The 15,477-nt window shown below is 69.9% G+C and carries 15 protein-coding genes; 5 read left to right on the forward strand and 10 right to left on the reverse strand.

Annotated elements, in window-relative coordinates:
• Positions 1–2,158 (reverse strand): molybdopterin cofactor-binding domain-containing protein (locus tag Q7P21_RS12930; protein ID WP_304177390.1); only part of this gene is annotated, 2,158 nt, incomplete at its 3' end.
• Positions 2,155–2,610: a (2Fe-2S)-binding protein gene (locus tag Q7P21_RS12935; protein WP_304170085.1), complete on the reverse strand. Its 456-nt coding sequence runs from the start codon at positions 2,608–2,610 to the stop codon at positions 2,155–2,157. The genes Q7P21_RS12935 and Q7P21_RS12930, both read right to left, overlap by 4 nt.
• A gap of 198 nt (positions 2,611–2,808) precedes the next feature.
• Between Q7P21_RS12935 and Q7P21_RS12940 the strand changes: the two genes are divergently transcribed.
• The 3 genes from Q7P21_RS12940 to Q7P21_RS12950 all read left to right on the forward strand — a co-directional run bounded on the left by Q7P21_RS12940 (position 2,809) and on the right by Q7P21_RS12950 (position 6,634).
• Entirely contained in the window at positions 2,809–4,107 is a 1,299-nt protein-coding gene (locus Q7P21_RS12940; protein WP_304170086.1) for a lanthionine synthetase LanC family protein, read from the forward strand.
• Between the two features lie 104 nt (positions 4,108–4,211).
• Complete coding sequence (gene ilvD / locus Q7P21_RS12945; RefSeq protein ID WP_304177392.1) at positions 4,212–5,948, forward strand: dihydroxy-acid dehydratase; 1,737 nt, start codon at positions 4,212–4,214, stop codon at positions 5,946–5,948.
• Positions 5,949–5,950: 2 nt separating this feature from the next.
• Positions 5,951–6,634, forward strand: coding sequence for an aspartate/glutamate racemase family protein (locus Q7P21_RS12950; protein ID WP_304170608.1), 684 nt, complete (start codon positions 5,951–5,953; stop codon positions 6,632–6,634).
• 109 nt (positions 6,635–6,743) lie between these two features.
• Here Q7P21_RS12950 and Q7P21_RS12955 read toward each other — a convergent pair whose 3' ends face one another.
• From Q7P21_RS12955 to xth, 3 genes are read right to left on the reverse strand one after another with little or no spacing between them, the layout of a single operon-like run.
• A complete protein-coding gene (locus Q7P21_RS12955; RefSeq protein WP_304170609.1) occupies positions 6,744–7,436 on the reverse strand; it encodes an NnrU family protein in 693 nt (230 codons plus the stop codon).
• 53 nt (positions 7,437–7,489) lie between these two features.
• Positions 7,490–8,266, reverse strand: a complete 777-nt coding sequence (locus Q7P21_RS12960) for a hypothetical protein (protein WP_304170610.1) — start codon at positions 8,264–8,266, stop codon at positions 7,490–7,492.
• A 39-nt stretch (positions 8,267–8,305) separates the two neighbouring features.
• Entirely contained in the window at positions 8,306–9,085 is a 780-nt protein-coding gene (gene xth / locus Q7P21_RS12965; protein WP_304170612.1) for an exodeoxyribonuclease III, read from the reverse strand.
• A 56-nt stretch (positions 9,086–9,141) separates the two neighbouring features.
• Between xth and Q7P21_RS12970 the strand changes: the two genes are divergently transcribed.
• A complete protein-coding gene (locus tag Q7P21_RS12970; protein WP_304170614.1) occupies positions 9,142–9,459 on the forward strand; it encodes a hypothetical protein in 318 nt (105 codons plus the stop codon).
• Here Q7P21_RS12970 and Q7P21_RS12975 read toward each other — a convergent pair whose 3' ends face one another.
• The gene (locus Q7P21_RS12975; protein WP_304177393.1) at positions 9,460–10,455 is read right to left on the reverse strand and encodes a M15 family metallopeptidase; all 996 of its coding nucleotides are present in this window, start codon (positions 10,453–10,455) and stop codon (positions 9,460–9,462) included.
• A 159-nt stretch (positions 10,456–10,614) separates the two neighbouring features.
• On the opposite strand from Q7P21_RS12975, the gene Q7P21_RS12980 reads away from it, so the two are divergent.
• Positions 10,615–12,027, forward strand: coding sequence for an amidase (locus tag Q7P21_RS12980; RefSeq protein ID WP_304177395.1), 1,413 nt, complete (start codon positions 10,615–10,617; stop codon positions 12,025–12,027).
• Here the strand turns inward: Q7P21_RS12980 and Q7P21_RS12985 are convergent.
• The 4 genes from Q7P21_RS12985 to Q7P21_RS13000 form a co-directional block, all read right to left on the reverse strand.
• Positions 12,024–12,557 carry a response regulator gene (locus tag Q7P21_RS12985; RefSeq protein ID WP_304177396.1) on the reverse strand — a complete coding sequence of 178 codons (534 nt, stop codon included), beginning with the start codon at positions 12,555–12,557 and terminating at the stop codon, positions 12,024–12,026. The genes Q7P21_RS12980 and Q7P21_RS12985 overlap by 4 nt on opposite strands.
• 141 nt (positions 12,558–12,698) lie before the next feature.
• Positions 12,699–13,079, reverse strand: coding sequence for a response regulator transcription factor (locus tag Q7P21_RS12990; RefSeq protein ID WP_304170621.1), 381 nt, complete (start codon positions 13,077–13,079; stop codon positions 12,699–12,701).
• Between the two features lie 170 nt (positions 13,080–13,249).
• Positions 13,250–13,873 (reverse strand): response regulator transcription factor, encoded by a 624-nt coding sequence (locus Q7P21_RS12995; RefSeq protein ID WP_304177398.1) that lies wholly within the window; start codon positions 13,871–13,873, stop codon positions 13,250–13,252.
• Positions 13,870–15,222, reverse strand: a complete 1,353-nt coding sequence (locus tag Q7P21_RS13000; protein WP_304177399.1) for a sensor histidine kinase — start codon at positions 15,220–15,222, stop codon at positions 13,870–13,872. Before Q7P21_RS13000 ends, Q7P21_RS12995 begins: the two co-directional genes overlap by 4 nt.
• Positions 15,223–15,477: the final 255 nt, after the last annotated feature.

The following is a 15,477-nucleotide window of genomic DNA, read 5'->3' on the forward strand; positions in this document are numbered from 1 at the left end:
GGCCGGCGGGAGGCTCGGTGCTGGGGGTGAAGCTGATGTCCAGCTCCGGCACGTCGCTCATCCGCAGGGGCGTGTAGGTGTCCAGATTGGTGTCGGCGACCTGGCCCTTGGCGAACTCCGTGCCCTCGAACAGCGCCAGGCTGAGGCCCCAGAGGCTCGCCCCCTGCACCTGGGCCAGGGCGCCGTCCGGATGGACGATGGTCCCGGCGTCGGTGACCAGGGTCAGCTTCTGCACCTTCACCGCCCCGGTCCTGCGGTCGACATGGACCTTGGCGACGCAGGCGGTCCAGGTCGGCATGTCGCGTTCCTGGCCGAAGGTCGTGGCGATGCCGAGCCCGGTGTTCGCCGGAAGCTTCGCGCCCCAGCCCGCCTTCTTGGCCACGGCGGCCAGCACGGCGGCCTGGCGCCTGGCCCCGCCCACGGCGCTGGGCGGACCGCCGGCGTTGCGGCCGGCGCCGTCCAGCAGGGCCAGGCGGAAGGCGAGGGGGTCGACGCCGGCGGCGTGGGCCGCCTCGTCCATGAAGCTCTCCACCGCCCAGTTGGTCCAGCCCGGCCCGACCGACCTCAGCCAGCCAGGTCGGAAGCTGCGATTGGCCAGGTCGTTGGAAATCGCCCGCACCCGCTGGGCGCCGGTCGAGTACCAGTGATTGGCCCCGCTGATCGCGAAGGGATCATAGGGGACGCCGTTCTCGCCCTTGGGCATGAAGAACGGGGCCATGACCTCGGTGGGCCAGCCGGCGGCGGCCGCGTGGTCCATGGCCGTGACCTTGCCGCCGGCCCCGAAGGCCATGCGCAGGGTCTGGACCGAGGGCGAGCGGAAGCTGTCGAAGCGGGCGTCGTCGGCTCGGGTGCAGACCATCTTCACCGGCTTGCCAATGGCCTGGGCGGTCAGGGCGGCGGGGACCATGTAGTCGCCGTTCAGCCGTCGCCCGAAGCCGCCGCCCAGCAGATAGGTGCGCAGGACGATGGAATCTTCTGACCGTCCCAGCGCCTTGGCCAGGGTGGGCAGGATCAGCGACTGCCACTGATTGCCGGTATGGATCTCGAAGACGCCGTCCTTCTCGAAGGCGAGCGCATTGATCGGCTCCATCTGGAAATGCAGCACGCTGGCGGTGGTGTAGGTGGCCTCGATGCGCTTGGCGGCGCCGGCGAAGGCGGCGTCGACGCCGGGGTCCTCGACCACCAGCGATCCCGCCTTGGGGTCGGCGATCAGCTGGGCGGCATGGGCCTGGAGATCGGCCTCGGAGACATTGGCCGCCTCGCCCGTGCTCCAGGCGACATTGACCTTCTCGCTGGCGGCATAGGCGGCGTGGAAGCTCTCGCCCAGCACCATGACCCAGCCGGGGACGGTTCCCGACGGATCGTTGAGGACCTTGTAGCCAAGATAGCCGGCGACCGACTTCGCCGCACCGTCGTCCACCGAGACGACCTTGGAATCATTGCGGGTCGGCGGGATTTTCGGACGGGCGAAGACCATGCCGGGGACGTGGGCGTCGAGGCCATAGCGCGCCTCGCCATTGGTCTTGGATGGGATGTCGAGCGCCTGAATGTCCTGGCCGATCAGGCGGCGCTGGGACGCGGGCTTGATCGGCATCTTGGCCAGCTGGTCGGGGGTGTAGTTGCGGGCCAGGTTCCCCTTGGCGACGATGTCGCCGTAACTGATGGATTTCGAACCGGAATGCACCACCCCGCTGCGCGCCGTGCAGGACGCGGGATCGACCCCCAGCAGCTTGGCGCCTTCCTCGATCAGGGCGATGCGGCCGGCGGCGCCCGCCTGGCTCAATTGCGGGAAGCTCTGCCAGACCGACCAGCTGCCGCCGGTGACCATCAGGCCCCATTTCGCAGCTGAATCAACGTGGTCGATCGAGACCTTGCTCCAGTCGACCTCCAGCTCCTCGGCGACGATGCGGGCGAGGGCGGTGCCCACATGCTGGCCCATCTCGGCGCGGATGATGTGGACCGTGACGTGGCCGGTCTTGTCCAGGCCGAACCAGAGGGTGGGTTCGACCAGGCCGGCGCCGGCCGGGCCGGGCAGGCCCACTGAACCGAAAGCGGCCCCAGTGAAGCCCAGGGTGACCCCGGTTCCGGCGGCGGCGATCAGGAAGCCCCGGCGGGTTGGGGCGGGCCGAGCATCGCCCATGCGCACGAGCTTGTTCATTTGACCGCTCCCGAGGCGCGCTTGATCGCCTGCTTGATCCGGACATAGGCCATGCAGCGGCAGAGATTGCCGTTCATGGCCGCCTCGATCTCGTCGTCGGTGGGATGCGGCGTGCCGGCCAGCAGGCTGGCGGCCTGCATGATCTGGCCGGACTGGCAGTAGCCGCACTGGGGGACCTGGTCCTGGATCCAGGCCAGTTGCAGCGGGTGGCGGCCGTGGGGATCGAGCCCCTCGATGGTGGTCACCTTGGAGCCGTCGACGACATTGACCGGGGTCACGCAGGACCGCACCGCCTGGCCGTCCACATGCACGGTGCAGGCGCCGCACTGGCCGATGCCGCAGCCGAACTTGGAGCCGGTCAGGCCCATCTCGTCGCGGATCACCCACAATAGCGGGGTGTCGTCCGCCGATCTCGGCGTCACCGATTTGCCGTTGAGTTGGAAGGTTGTCATGCGCGACGGGCTCCCTGTCTGCCTCGGGCGTCGGTTGGCGTCATGGCCTCCGGCGTCTGGTTGTGGGGGCAGCCTGTCACCATTGTGGTGCTCGCGCCATGGGCGACTGCGCGCCCGAGCTTGACCCTAGGGCCGGTTCGCCGCCATTTGGCGCCAACAGCTGAAGGCCTGCTTCAAGGGCCCCGGGAGAGAGACGCCGTGAACCGCCACATGACCACCGCCCTGCAGGCGGTGAACTTCATCCGCGCCCAGAAGGTCGAGGGCCGCGCCAAGTGGCGGCGGTGGGACGACGAAGGCGCGATCGCCGACTACAGCCTCTATCACGGGTCCAGCGGGGTGATCCTGCTGCTGCTGGAGCTGCACGCCGCCGGCCAGGACGACGGGGCCCTGGCCGAGGCTGTCGCCGCCGGCGAGGAGGTGGTCGAATATCTGGCGCGCAAGGAGAGCCTGTCGGTGTCCATGTCCACGGGCTGGCCCGGCTACGCCTTCGCCATGGGCGAGCTGGCGCGGGTGAGCGGGCGCGAGGATTTCCGAGCCTGCGCCGTGCGTTGCCTGGACAAGCTGCACGCCCAGTCGACCCCGGTGGGCGCCGGCATCGGCTGGATCGAGACGGCGCCGTTCGCCGACATCACCGGCTTTTCCGGCCAACGCGAAATCTATGACCAGTCGGTGGGCGCAGCCGGCGCCGGTCTGCTGCTGGTCTACGCCCATCGCCAGGGGCTGCATCCGCAGGCGCTGGCCTGGGCCACGGCCGTGGCCGAGCGGCTGCTGGAGGTGGCCGAGCCCGATCCCGACGGCCTGCGCTGGCGGCTGATGAACGACATGCCGTTCCCGTTCACCGCGCCGAACTTCGCCCATGGCGGCGCCGGCGTCGGCTATTTCCTGACCCAGCTGTTCCGCGAAACCGGCGACGCCCGCTATCTCGACGCCGCCCGGGAGGCGGCCCGCTACACCATGAGCCGCGCCAAGCCGATGGGCGAGCACGGCAAGCTGGTGGTCCATACCGAGGAGGCGCGCCGGCCGATCTTCTATCTGGGCGCCTGCCACGGCCCGGCCGGCACCGGCCGGTTGCTGCTGGAACTCCACGCCCTGACGGGTGAGGACCACTGGCTGGCGGAGGCCAAGGCCCTGGTCGAGGGGCTGATCGCCACCGGCGCCCCGCGTGCGCGATCAACGGGTTACTGGAACAATTTCGGCCAGTGCTGCGGCGACGCGGGGGTCGGCGAATTCGCCCTGCTGATGGCCGCCCGCACCGGCGACGACTATTATCACGAGCTGGCCCAGGCCTGCGCCGGGGTGATCGAGGACGTCTCGGAGCTGACGGACGGGGCCCGCCGCTGGGTGCAGGCTGAGCACCGCGAGCGGCCCGACTTCCTCCAGGCCCAGACCGGCTACATGCAGGGCGCCGCCGGCATCGCCAGCTTCCTGCTGCACCTGGCCACCACCGAGGCCGGCGCCCCGGTGAAGATCGCCATGCCCGACTGGCCGGTGGTCTGAACCCGCGGGGCGCGGCGCCGGACGCTGGGGGCGTGGGGAAACCGGCGCTTCCACCGCAGGCTCTGGCCCGCTAGGGAGAACGCCTCTTTGAAGGAGGCGCAGCCATGACCCGCAAGCCCGATGGAACCTGGGACAAGTCGAACCTGCCCAGCCGCCATGTGACGGAAGGGCCCGCGCGCGCGCCGCACCGGTCCTACTACTACGCCATGGGCCTTGGCAGCCGGGAGATCGCCCAGCCCTTCGTGGGCGTCGCCTCGTGCTGGAACGAGGCCGCGCCGTGCAACACCGCCCTGATGCGCCAGGCCCATGCGGTCTCGGAAGGCGTCAAGAAGGCCGGCGCCACGCCGCGCGAGTTCTGCACCATCACCGTCACCGACGGCATCGCCATGGGCCATGAGGGCATGCGCTCGTCCCTGGTCAGCCGCGACCTGATCGCCGACTCGGTCGAGCTGACCATGCGCGGCCACGGCTATGACGCCCTGGTCGGTATCGCCGGCTGCGACAAGTCCCTGCCGGGCATGATGATGGCCATGCTGCGCCTGAACGTGCCGTCGGTGTTCCTTTATGGCGGCTCGATCCTGCCCGGCTCTTGGCAGGGGCGCGACGTCACGGTGGTCGATGTCTTCGAAGGCGTCGGCATGCACTCGGCCGGCAAGATGAGCTTGGAGGACCTGTGCAGCCTGGAACAGCACGCCTGTCCGTCGGACGGCGCCTGCGGCGGCCAGTTCACCGCCAACACCATGGCCTGCGTGTCGGAAGCCATGGGCCTGGCCCTGCCGCTCTCGGCCTCGCTGCCCGCGCCCTATCTGAGCCGCGACGCCTATGCCGTGGCGTCGGGCGAGTGCGTGGTGCGGCTGATCGAGATGAACCTGCGGCCCCGCGACATCATCACCCGCAAGTCGTTCGAGAACGCGGCGGCGGTGGTGGCGGCGACCGGCGGCTCGACCAATGGCGGGCTGCACCTGCCGGCCATGGCCCACGAGTGCGGGATCGAATTCACCCTGCGCGACTTCGCCGAGATCGCCCTGCGCACCCCGCACATCGCCGACCTGAAGCCCGGCGGCCGCTTCGTGGCCAAGGACATGGGCGAGGCGGGCGGCATGCCCATGCTGCTCAAGACCCTGCTGGAGGGCGGCTATATCCACGGCGACTGCATGACCGTGACCGGCAAGACCATCGCCGAGAACGTCAAGGACGTGGTCTGGCGCGACGACCAGGAGGTGATCCGCCCGGTCTCCAACCCGCTGTCACCGACCGGCGGCGTGGTGGGCCTGTGGGGCTCGCTCGCCCCCGACGGCGCCATCGTCAAGGTGGCGGGCATGACCAGCCACCGCAGCCATCGCGGCCCGGCCCGCTGCTTCGAGGGCGAGGACGCCTGCTTCGCCGCCGTCGAGGCCGGGGACTACAAGGACGGCGACGTCCTGGTCATCCGCTATGAGGGCGCCCGGGGCGGTCCCGGCATGCGCGAGATGCTGTCGACCACGGCGGCGCTGTCCGGCCAGGGGCGCGGCGACAAGGTGGCCCTGATCACCGATGGCCGGTTCTCCGGCGGCACGCGCGGCCTTTGCGTCGGTCACATCGGTCCGGAAGCCCAGATGGGCGGGCCGATCGCCCTGATCCAGGACGGCGACATCATCCACATCGACGCCGACGCCGGCGTCCTCGACCTCGAGGTGGATCCCATCGAGCTGGAGAATCGCAAGCGCCATTGGGAGCCGCGCGAGACCAATTATGGCTCGGGCGCCCTGTGGAAATACGCCCAGATCGTCGGCCCCGCCCACAAGGGCGCGGTGACCCATCCGGGTCAGGCGGGCGAGCGCCACGTCTACGCGGACCTCTGAGCATGCGCCTGGTCGGACTGATCGGCGGGATGAGCGCCGAAAGCACGGCCTATTACTACCAGACCTTCAACCGCCTGGTGCGGGAGCGGCTGGGCGGATTGCATTCCGCCCGGCTGCTCATCTGGTCCCTGGACTTCGCCCCGATCGCCGCGCTGCAGGCGGCCGGGGACTGGGCGACGGCTGGGGCGGTGCTGGCCGACGCGGCGCGCCGGCTGGAGGGCGCAGGCGCCGAGGCGATCCTGATCGGCGCCAACACCATGCATCTGGTCGCCGACCAGGTGGCCGCCGCGGTCCAGGTTCCCCTGATCCATATCGGCGACGCCACGGCGGCGGCGCTGGAGGCGATCGGCAGCCGCAGGCCGCTGCTGCTCGGCACCCGCTTCACCATGGAGATGGGCTTCTATCGCGACCGGCTGGCCGCCCGGGGCATCGAGGCCCTGATCCCTGACGAGGCCGACCGGGCCCGTCTGCACGCCATCATCTATGACGAACTCTGCCAGGCGGTGATCTCACCGGCCTCCAAGGCGGAAGTCCTGGCCATCACCGCCAAGGCGGCCGGCGCCGACGCCGTGATCTTCGCCTGCACCGAGATCGGCCTGCTGCTGTCGCCCGACGACCTCAGCCTGCCGGTGGTCGACACCGCCATCGTCCACGCCCAGGCCGGGGTGGATTTCTCGCTGGGCTAGAGCGCGTCAGGGCTAAGTGGAAACCGGTTAGCCCGTCCGACGCGCTCTAAATGTTTGAATTAGAGCCTTTTTGCTCGGCTCAGATGATTCCATCTGAACCGAAAAGGCTCTAGGGCAGGGCTCTGACCCCGGCGATATAGGGATGGCCGAACAGCAGGGCCGCGTAGATCACAAGCGCCAGCGCGATCCGCCACCAGCCGATCTCGCCGATCTTCAGGCTCTGACGACCCGTCAGGATCGCGCCGAAGGGAAGGTTCGAGGTCTGGGCGGCGAAGGCGGTCCAGGTGTCGCCCAGGGCCCGCTTGCGCTTGGCGTCGATGCTGACGGTCCCGAACAGGGCCAGGACCAGGATCGATCCGAACAAGAGGATCGAGGCCCGGTCGCCATTGACGACCAGATGGCCCGCCGCCCAGATCGCCACGCCCCACAGGAACGGGTGGCGGGTGATGCGCAGCATGCCCTGGATCACGTTGGCCTTCGACAGCGACCCTTCCTGGGCGACGCTGGTCGGATTGGGGGTGGTGAGGCCCGGCACGATCAGCAGCATGGCCAGGACCTGCAGCCCCAGCTGAACGTGGCGGGTGGCCGGGGTGATGTCCCAATAGGCGGCGTTCCAGCCGGCGTGGCGGGCGGCTCCATAGGCCATGCCCAGCCAGACCAGCCCCGCCACCGAGGCCAGGGAGAAGGCGCCCATATAGGCGCCCTGGCCAACCACGCCGACCAGGACATTCCTCAGCCGGGTGCCGGAGACCAGCAGGTGAAGCAGCACGAAGAAGCTCGCCGCAGCGATCAGGCTTTGCATCGATCCCTCCCAGGACGTTTCGCCGGGAAGATTGACGTCATAAATTTACACTGTCAAGTAATGTCGTCCCCGTCCTCCCAGGGCGGCAGGGGCAGGCGACCCTGGGCGGGTTCGGCGGGCGTGGGCGGGGCGGCCCTGGGCGCCCGAGCCGCCGGCATGGGCGGCGGTTCCAGGCGGAACTCGGGTTCAGGTTCGGGCGCAAGCGGCGCGTCCCAGGCCGCCTGGGCATGGGGCGTCTGGGGCTGCGGCGGTTCGGGTGGCGGCGGGGCGGCGACCACGGGCGGCGGCGGTGCGGGCGCGGCGCGGGCGGGCCGGCGCAGGATCGCCTCGGCCCGGGCCAGCCAGCGATTGGCCTCCGACACCGCCTCGGCGGGCGAGCCGCCGGCCCGGCGCTGTTCGTCGCCGGCCACCCAAAGGTCCAGGTCGAAATCCGGGTGGTGCGGGTCGTCGAACACGAGGCGCAGGGTCACCCGGCTGGCGTGGCCGACCACCTGGTCCAGCGCCCGGCGGGGCTCGTTGCGGAAGGCGCGCGCCAGCACCTGGCCATCGACGATCATCTCGGCGCCGGCCAGTTCGTCGATCCGGTAGATCAGGCACCAGGCGCCGGAATCCCAGGTCACCGCCGCCAGGCCGGTGGTGAAGGAGAAGCCCGCGCCGCGTCCCCGGCCACGGGCCACCACCATGGCCTCAGGGTCGGCCTGCAGCACCTTGCGCAGCGAGCGCAGGATGCGACGGGTCTCATCCATGTACCAGATGGCGGCGGAGCCAAAGAAGGTCACGGCCGTGCCCGCCAGGGCCACCATCAGCAATAGGCGCGCGATCTCGCTCATGGTCTCGACGCTATCTTGGTTCGCGGGCGGCCGGAAGGATCAGAGGTCGAGGTCCACGACCACGGGCACGTGATCGGACGGCTTGTCCCAGCCGCGGACGTCGCGATGGATGACGCAGGACTTCAAATGGTCCGCCGCCTGGGGGGAGAGCAGGGCGTGGTCGATGCGGATGCCGTTGTTCCGGGGCCATGCGCCGGCCTGATAGTCCCAGAACGTGTAGCTTTCCGGGGCGCCGTCGACCGCCATGAAGGCCTCGGTCAGCCCCAGCCACTTCAGGGCCCGGAAGGCCTCGCGGCTCTGGGGCTGGAACAGGGCGTCGCGGGTCCAGTCCTCGGGGCGGGCGGCGTCGCGCGGCTCGGGGATGACGTTGTAGTCCCCCATCAGGGCCAGGGGTTCTTCCAGCGGCAGGAGCTCGCGGACATGGGCGTTCAGCCGCGCCATCCAGCCCAGCTTGTAGCCGAACTTGTCGGTGTCGATCGGATTGCCATTGGGGAGATAGATCGAGGCGACCCGCACCGGACGGGGTCCGGACACCACGGCCTCGACATAGCGGGCCTGTTCATCGGCGTCGTCGCCGGGCAGGCCGCGACGAACATCTTCCAAGGGGGTCTTGGACAACAGGGCCACGCCGTTATAGGTCTTCTGCCCATGGACGGCGAGGTTGTACCCCAGACGCTCGAAGGCCTCGGCGGGGAATTTCTCGTCGACGCACTTGATCTCCTGGAGGCAGGCGACGTCCGGCGACGCCTCTTCGAACCACCGCAACACCGTTTCCAGTCGCGCATTGATTGAATTGACGTTCCAAGTCGCGATTCGCATTGACGGCTCCAGGTCGGATGAGAACGCTAACGGCCATGGCGAAGGGGCTCAAGGCAATGCCTGATACGTCGCGACGCTGGCGGCTCGCGGGGATGATCGCGGCGACCGTGGTCTGCGGAGTCATGGCCGCCTTTGGCGCCCTGGCCTGCATCTTCTCGCCGCTGATCTTTGATCGCCCCGGCAATCTGATGAATCCCGTGGCCTGGCTCAGCCTGCTGCTGCTGGTGACCTTCTGGATCGTCTGCATCCTGGCGCCGTTCGGCGCCTGGGTGGTGTACCGCCGCGGCCAGGAGTCCCTGGCCTGGGCGGCCATGGCCGCGCCCTTGGCGTGGTTGGCCCTGCTGGCGGCCGTGCTGCAGTTCGTGCCGGGCTGATCAGCGGCCCTCGGCCGCCAGCTGGCTGAAGGTCTCGGTCCCGATCGCGTAGTCGCGCCAGTCCTTGTAGTCGAAGTGCCACCACTCCTCGGGGTAGACGCTGAACCCCTCGGCCTCCATGGCCTTGCGCAGCAGGTCGCGGGTCCAGCGCTGGCGGCTCGTGCCGCCCACATAGTCGGCATAGCTGCGCTTCGACATCTCGTCATAGCGCCCGGTCATCTCCACCGGCAGACCGGTCTTGAGGTCGTACAGGGTGAGGTCGACGGCGCAGCCGCGATTGTGCCGTGAGCCCTGGGCCGGATCGGCCACGAACACATGGGCGTAGGGCGGGGTGGCGTCCCAGAACATCCGGGTCACGAACCAGGGGCGATAGCCGTCATGGATCAACAGGCCATAGCCCTGGGCCCTGAGGGTCCGGGCCGCCCGCGCCAGGGCCAGGGCTGCGGGCCGCTGCAGCCAGGCGCCGGCCCGCTCATAGAGCGGAAAGCCCATGAAGTTGTTGGTGGTCGCGTAGCGGATGTCGAGCTTGATGCTGGGATCGACGGTGGTCAGGCTGACCAGGTCGGAGGGCGTCCTGGGCGGCGGCTCGACCGGCGGCGTGGCGGCCAGGGCCGCGGCGCGCACCCGGGCGGGGTCGGCCTTCACCCCGGCCTGGATCTCCGCCACGGTCTCGGCGCCCACGTCGCGCCGGGGCAGGCGATCGCCACCCAGTGTCACCGCGTCGGGCGTGAAGGCCGCCTCGCCGAAGGTCCCGGCGTAGCGCCCGGGCGACATCTGCCACAGGGCGGCGGCGTCCAGGCCGCGCCCGGTCAGATAGAGCTGGCCGTCCTTCTCATAGACCGTCAGCAGATTGTCCCCGACGCCGTACTCGCCGACCGCCGCGGTCACGGCTGGAGACGGCGCGGGAGGAAGGCTCTCGGCCTGGGCCCTGGCGTTCAGGGAGGCCACAGCCGCCAGCATCGCCACGGCTCGCAGACCCGTTCGCCAAAGCCGCATCGTCGTCTCCATCTGACCTGGATCCTCTCGCCGCGCCGTCGATTCCAACGGATGACGCGGCGAAGCCTCGATGACCATGACGCAGGACGGCCGACCTTGACAGAGGGTGCGGGCTAAGCCCGTCTCGCACAGGCGTCTGGTGTGGCGGGAGAGTGGGACTTGGATATCGAAAATCTGGACGCCATGGGGTGCGCCGAGCTGATCGCGGCGGGCCAGATCTCGCCGCGCGAACTGGTCCAGGCGACCATCGATCGCATTGAAGCCCTGAACCCCAGCCTCAATGCCGTGGTCCACAAGCTCTACGACAAGGCGTTGGCCGCCGCCGAGGCCCCGGGTCTGGCCGATACCCCGCTCCGGGGCGTGCCGACCCTGGTCAAGGACCTGGACGGCTCCACCGCCGGCGACCCCTGGTATGGCGGTTCGGTCTATCTGAAGAAGCTCGACTGGCATGAGCCGGACGACAGCCACGCCATCGCCCAGATGCGCCGCGCCGGCCTGCTGATCGTCGGTAAGACCGCGACGCCGGAGCTGGGCATGCAGGTCAACACCGTCACCGACGCCCATGGGACCACCCGCAACCCCTGGAACCTGGAGCACAGCGCCGGCGGCTCCAGTGGCGGCTCGGGTGCGGCGGTCGCGGCGCGCATCGTGCCGGTGGCCCATGGCGGAGACGGCGGCGGCTCGATCCGCATTCCGGCCGGCTACAACGGCCTGTTCGGCCTGAAGCCCTCGCGTGGCCGGGTCTCCAACGCGCCGTTGGAGGCCGATCCCTGGGGCGGGCTGGTGTGCCGCCACGTCCTGACCCGCTCGGTGCGCGACAGCGCCCTGTTGCTGGACTGGCTGTCCAAGCCCGGCGTCGGCGATCCCTATGCCGCGCCGGCCGCCGTGCGCGCCTATCTCGACGAGGTGCGGGCCGGCGTCCGGGGTCTGAAGGTGGGACTGATGACCCACCATCCCCTGGGCGGGGCGCTCGATCCCGAGTGCGTCGCCGCCGTGCGGCTGATGGGCCAGCGCCTCGCCGAGGCAGGCTGCGTGGTGGAAGAGGCCTCGCCGCCGGCCTTCGCCAATCTGCGACCGGAGTGGCTGGGGGTGGTGGTCACTGCCTGGATCGCTCATGAACTGGAGGACCTGATCCGCCGCACCGGCGTCGAGCCGGGGCCGGGCGACCTGATGCCCGCCGCCGCCGGCGCCCTGGCCGCCGGGCGCAAGCTGCCCGCGCCGGTCTATATCGCCACGATGGAGGCCATCCACGCCTGGTCGCGGACGATGAAGGCCTGGTGGGCCGACCACGACATCCTGCTGATGCCGACCTCGCCCTATGTGGCCCCGCGCCTCGACGTCCTGGCGGCCGATCCGGCCAACGCCGCCATGGGGGTCTCGCTGACCGCGCCCTTCAACATGACCGGCCAGCCGGCGGCTTCGATCCCCGGCGGCTGGAGCGCGCTCGGCCTGCCGATCGGCGTGCAGGCGATCGCCGACTTCGGGCGAGAGGACCTGATCTTCCGCATCGCGGGCGCGTTGGAGGAAATGGCGCCCTGGACCGATCGCAAGCCAGGGGTCTGCGCGGGTTAGGCCCGGGCGCCGGCCATCAGTCGGCCCTTCAGCCAGCGCAGGCAAGATTCCACCAGGGCGGCTCGCTGACGGCGTTCCACCAGGTCGATCAGGGCGGCGAGATCCACCGGCTTGGTGATGTGCTGATCGGCGCCGGCGGCCCGGGACCTGGCCATGTCGCTGGCCGCGCCCTGGGAGCTGACGATGACGATCTTGGTGCGACGACCGGCCTGGGCCGATTCCTGTTGGCGGATCAGCCGGGTCGCGGTCAGGCCGTCCATATTGGGCATGTTCAGATCCATCAGGATCAGGTCGAAGGCGGTCTGGCGGGCCGCCTCGACTGCGGTCTCGCCGCAGCTGGCGATGTCGACCTCAAGGTCCTGGGAGCGGAGGATGGCGCTCAGCAGCTGGCGGTTGCCGTCATTGTCATCGACCACCAGGGCCCTGAGCGGCCGCCGCCCGATCTGCGCGCCCGCGCGCGCCGTGAAGGGCGTGGGATCGCCGATCCAGCGCATCGAGGCGCTGTGGCCCAGGATATGTTCGACGGCCATCTGTGTAGTCCTTGTCGAAGAGTGGATCGCGATGTCGCCAGCAGGGTAGGTTGCGACAACCTGGCGCCGCAATTGGACCTGCGGACGGTTGTGGGTCTCACGGGCATAGGGTGGATGGCGCCTTGGTATAGGTCGCCGGTGTCAGAGGGCGGCGGCGGCCTCGATCAGGCCCAGCAGGACGTCGCGATCAAAGGGCTTGGCCAACACTTCAAGGGCGCCGGCGGCCAGGGCGCGGGCGCGCACGCGCGGGTCCCCCTGCGCGGTCATGAAGATGATCGGGCGGGCGTCGCCGTCAGCCTTCAGCCGCGCCTGAAGCTCCAGTCCGGTCATGCCGGGCATCTGAACATCCAGGATCAGGCAGGCGGCGTCCCGCAACTGACCCGAGGCCAGGGCCTCGGCCCCGCCAGGGAAGCTGAGGGTCGGGTGGCCGAAGGATTGGATCAGGCCTTCCAGGGCCTCCCGGAACGATGGGTCGTCATCCACGATCACGGTCGGCCGGCGGGTCGAGGCTGCCATTTCCATCGCGGACGTTCTCGATCAAGCGGATGCATGTGGGCCTTGGCGGACGCGGCCAGGCGCAACTTGCAGGACGAGATGATTGAAGGCCGGATGACGCGCGGCGCCAATCTGATCTTGGGGTGCGCGCGGGAGCTCTAGGTCTAGGCCGACCTATACCTTGGTGTAGGTCCGGTTCAGCCGCCGGGCGGCGACAGGCCCAGGCGGTCGGCCATCCGCACCAGATCGGCGAGCGAGCGGGCGGCCATCTTGCGCATGGCCTGGCCGCGATGAACCTTCACCGTGATCTCGCTGACCCCGATCTCGCCGGCGATCTGCTTGTTCAGCCGACCGGTGGTCACCAGGGCCAGGACCTCGCGCTCGCGCGGGGTCAGGGTCTCGAACTTCCGGCGCAGCTCGGCCTCGCCGGCGTCCTCCTGGCGACGCGTGCGGTCCTGGGTGAGTCCTAGCCGGACGGCGTCGAGCAGGTCCTGGTCGCGGAACGGCTTGGCCAGGAACTCCACGGCTCCGGCCTTCATGGCCCGCACCGTCATCGGGATGTCGCCATGGCCGGTGATGAAGATGATCGGCAAGCGGATGTCGGCGCGGCTCAGTTCGTCCTGCAGGTCCAGGCCGCTCTGGCCCGGCAGGCGAACGTCCAGCACCAGGCAGCAGGGCGCGTCCGGCAGCTTGGCCGCCAGGAATTCCTGCACCGAGCCGAACAGCAGCACCGAGAGCCCGACCGACCTCAACAGGCTGTCCAGGGCCTCACGGACTCCCAGGTCGTCATCGACGACGATGATGGTGTCGGAGGCGGTCACGCCACGGCCTCGCCAGCCGCCGGCAGGGAGAATTGGAAGAGGGCGCCGCCGGTCGGCGCGGCCCGCGCCTCCATCCGCCCGCCAGACGCCTCGATGATCGAGCGCGAGATCGGCAGACCCAGGCCGACGCCACCGGCCTTGGTGGTGAAGAAATGATCGAACAGCCGGTCGACGCCGTCAGGATCCAGGCCGCGGCCGCTGTCCTCTACCTCGACCCGCACGCCGCCGTCGGGCCCGGGAGAACTGCGGATCTTCAAAGCGCGGGGCCGATCCATGATGTCCGCCATGGCGTCCAGGGCGTTGAGCACCAGGTTGAGAAGGACCTGCTGCAGCTGCACCCGGTCGCCGCGCACCATGGGAAGACCCACCGTCAGTTCCGTCTGCACGGTCACCCTCGCCCGCCCCTGTTCTCCGCGCGTGAAGGCCAGGACCTCCCGCACGACGCTGTTGATATCCAGGGTCTCGTAGTTCGGTTCGTGCTTGGCCAGCAAGCCGCGCGTGCGTGTGATCACCGCGCTGGCGCGATGGGCGTCGCGAATCATCCGCTTGAGCGCGGCGCGCGTCTCGGCCAGGTCAGGTTGGTCGCGATCCATCCAGCGCAGGGCGGCGTCGCCATTGGTGATGATGGCGGCGACCGGCTGGTTGAGCTCGTGGGCGATGGAGGAGGCGAACTCTCCCACCGACAACAGTCTGCCAGCCCGGGTCAGGTCGGCCTGGGCCTCGCGGGTGGCGTCCTCCGCCGCCCGCCGGGCGACTTCCGCCGCCGCCAGCCGCGCCCGGCTTTCGGCCACCGACATCGCGAAGACGAGCTCCGCCCCCAGTTCGCAGAACAGCTCAAGCTCCCGGGGGCCGAAGGCGTTGGCGCGCCCCGCATAGACCAGGATCACGCCGATGACCTGGTCGCCCTGCTTGAAGGGCACGGTGACGCTGGAGCGGATCCCGAACAACCGGGCCTTCCCGCGCCAGGGCGTGAAGATCGCGTCGGCCAGGGCGTCGCGCATGATCAGCGGCTCACCGCTGCGGATCGCGCGACCCGTGGGGCCGGAGCCGCCGACCAGGGTCTCGTCCCAGCTCAGGTTCAATCCGTCCAGATAGCCCCGGGCCTTGCCGGCGGCGGCCAACAGGCGCACCGGCTTGCCGGGGCCGGATTCGGCCAGGCCCACGGCGGCCAGCACATAGTCGTCCTGGCCGACGATCGCCTCGCAGATGCTGGTCACCAGGTCGGCTGGGTCGGCGGAGTGGATCAGGGCGGCGGAGCAGCGCGCATAGGCGGCCAGCGCCCAGTTCAGGCGTCGCAGATCAGCTTCGCCCAGAGCCGGCGTCGTGTCGGGCCCGGTGTCGTCGTTCACGTCGGCTGCGCACCCCAAGGACGGGGCCCGGCCCTCCCGACCGATCCCGTCGGTGGCAGGATAGCGCCGTGCGGAGGGGCGTGAACAGTGGGCTTGCGCGCGCGGGGGACGCTTTGGTCTCAGGCGCCGGGCGGGATCGGCGGCTGTTTCGGTGGAAGAGCTTTGCCGTGGGGCGCGTCCACCCCCTAGGTTCGGCCGCATGACCCGCGCGCTGACCGGCCTCCTGACCTCGCCCTTGAGAAACCTGGTCGCGGT

Origin of the sequence: Phenylobacterium aquaticum (assembly GCF_947378715.1) — a bacterium.
Lineage (GTDB): Bacteria > Pseudomonadota > Alphaproteobacteria > Caulobacterales > Caulobacteraceae > Phenylobacterium > Phenylobacterium aquaticum_A.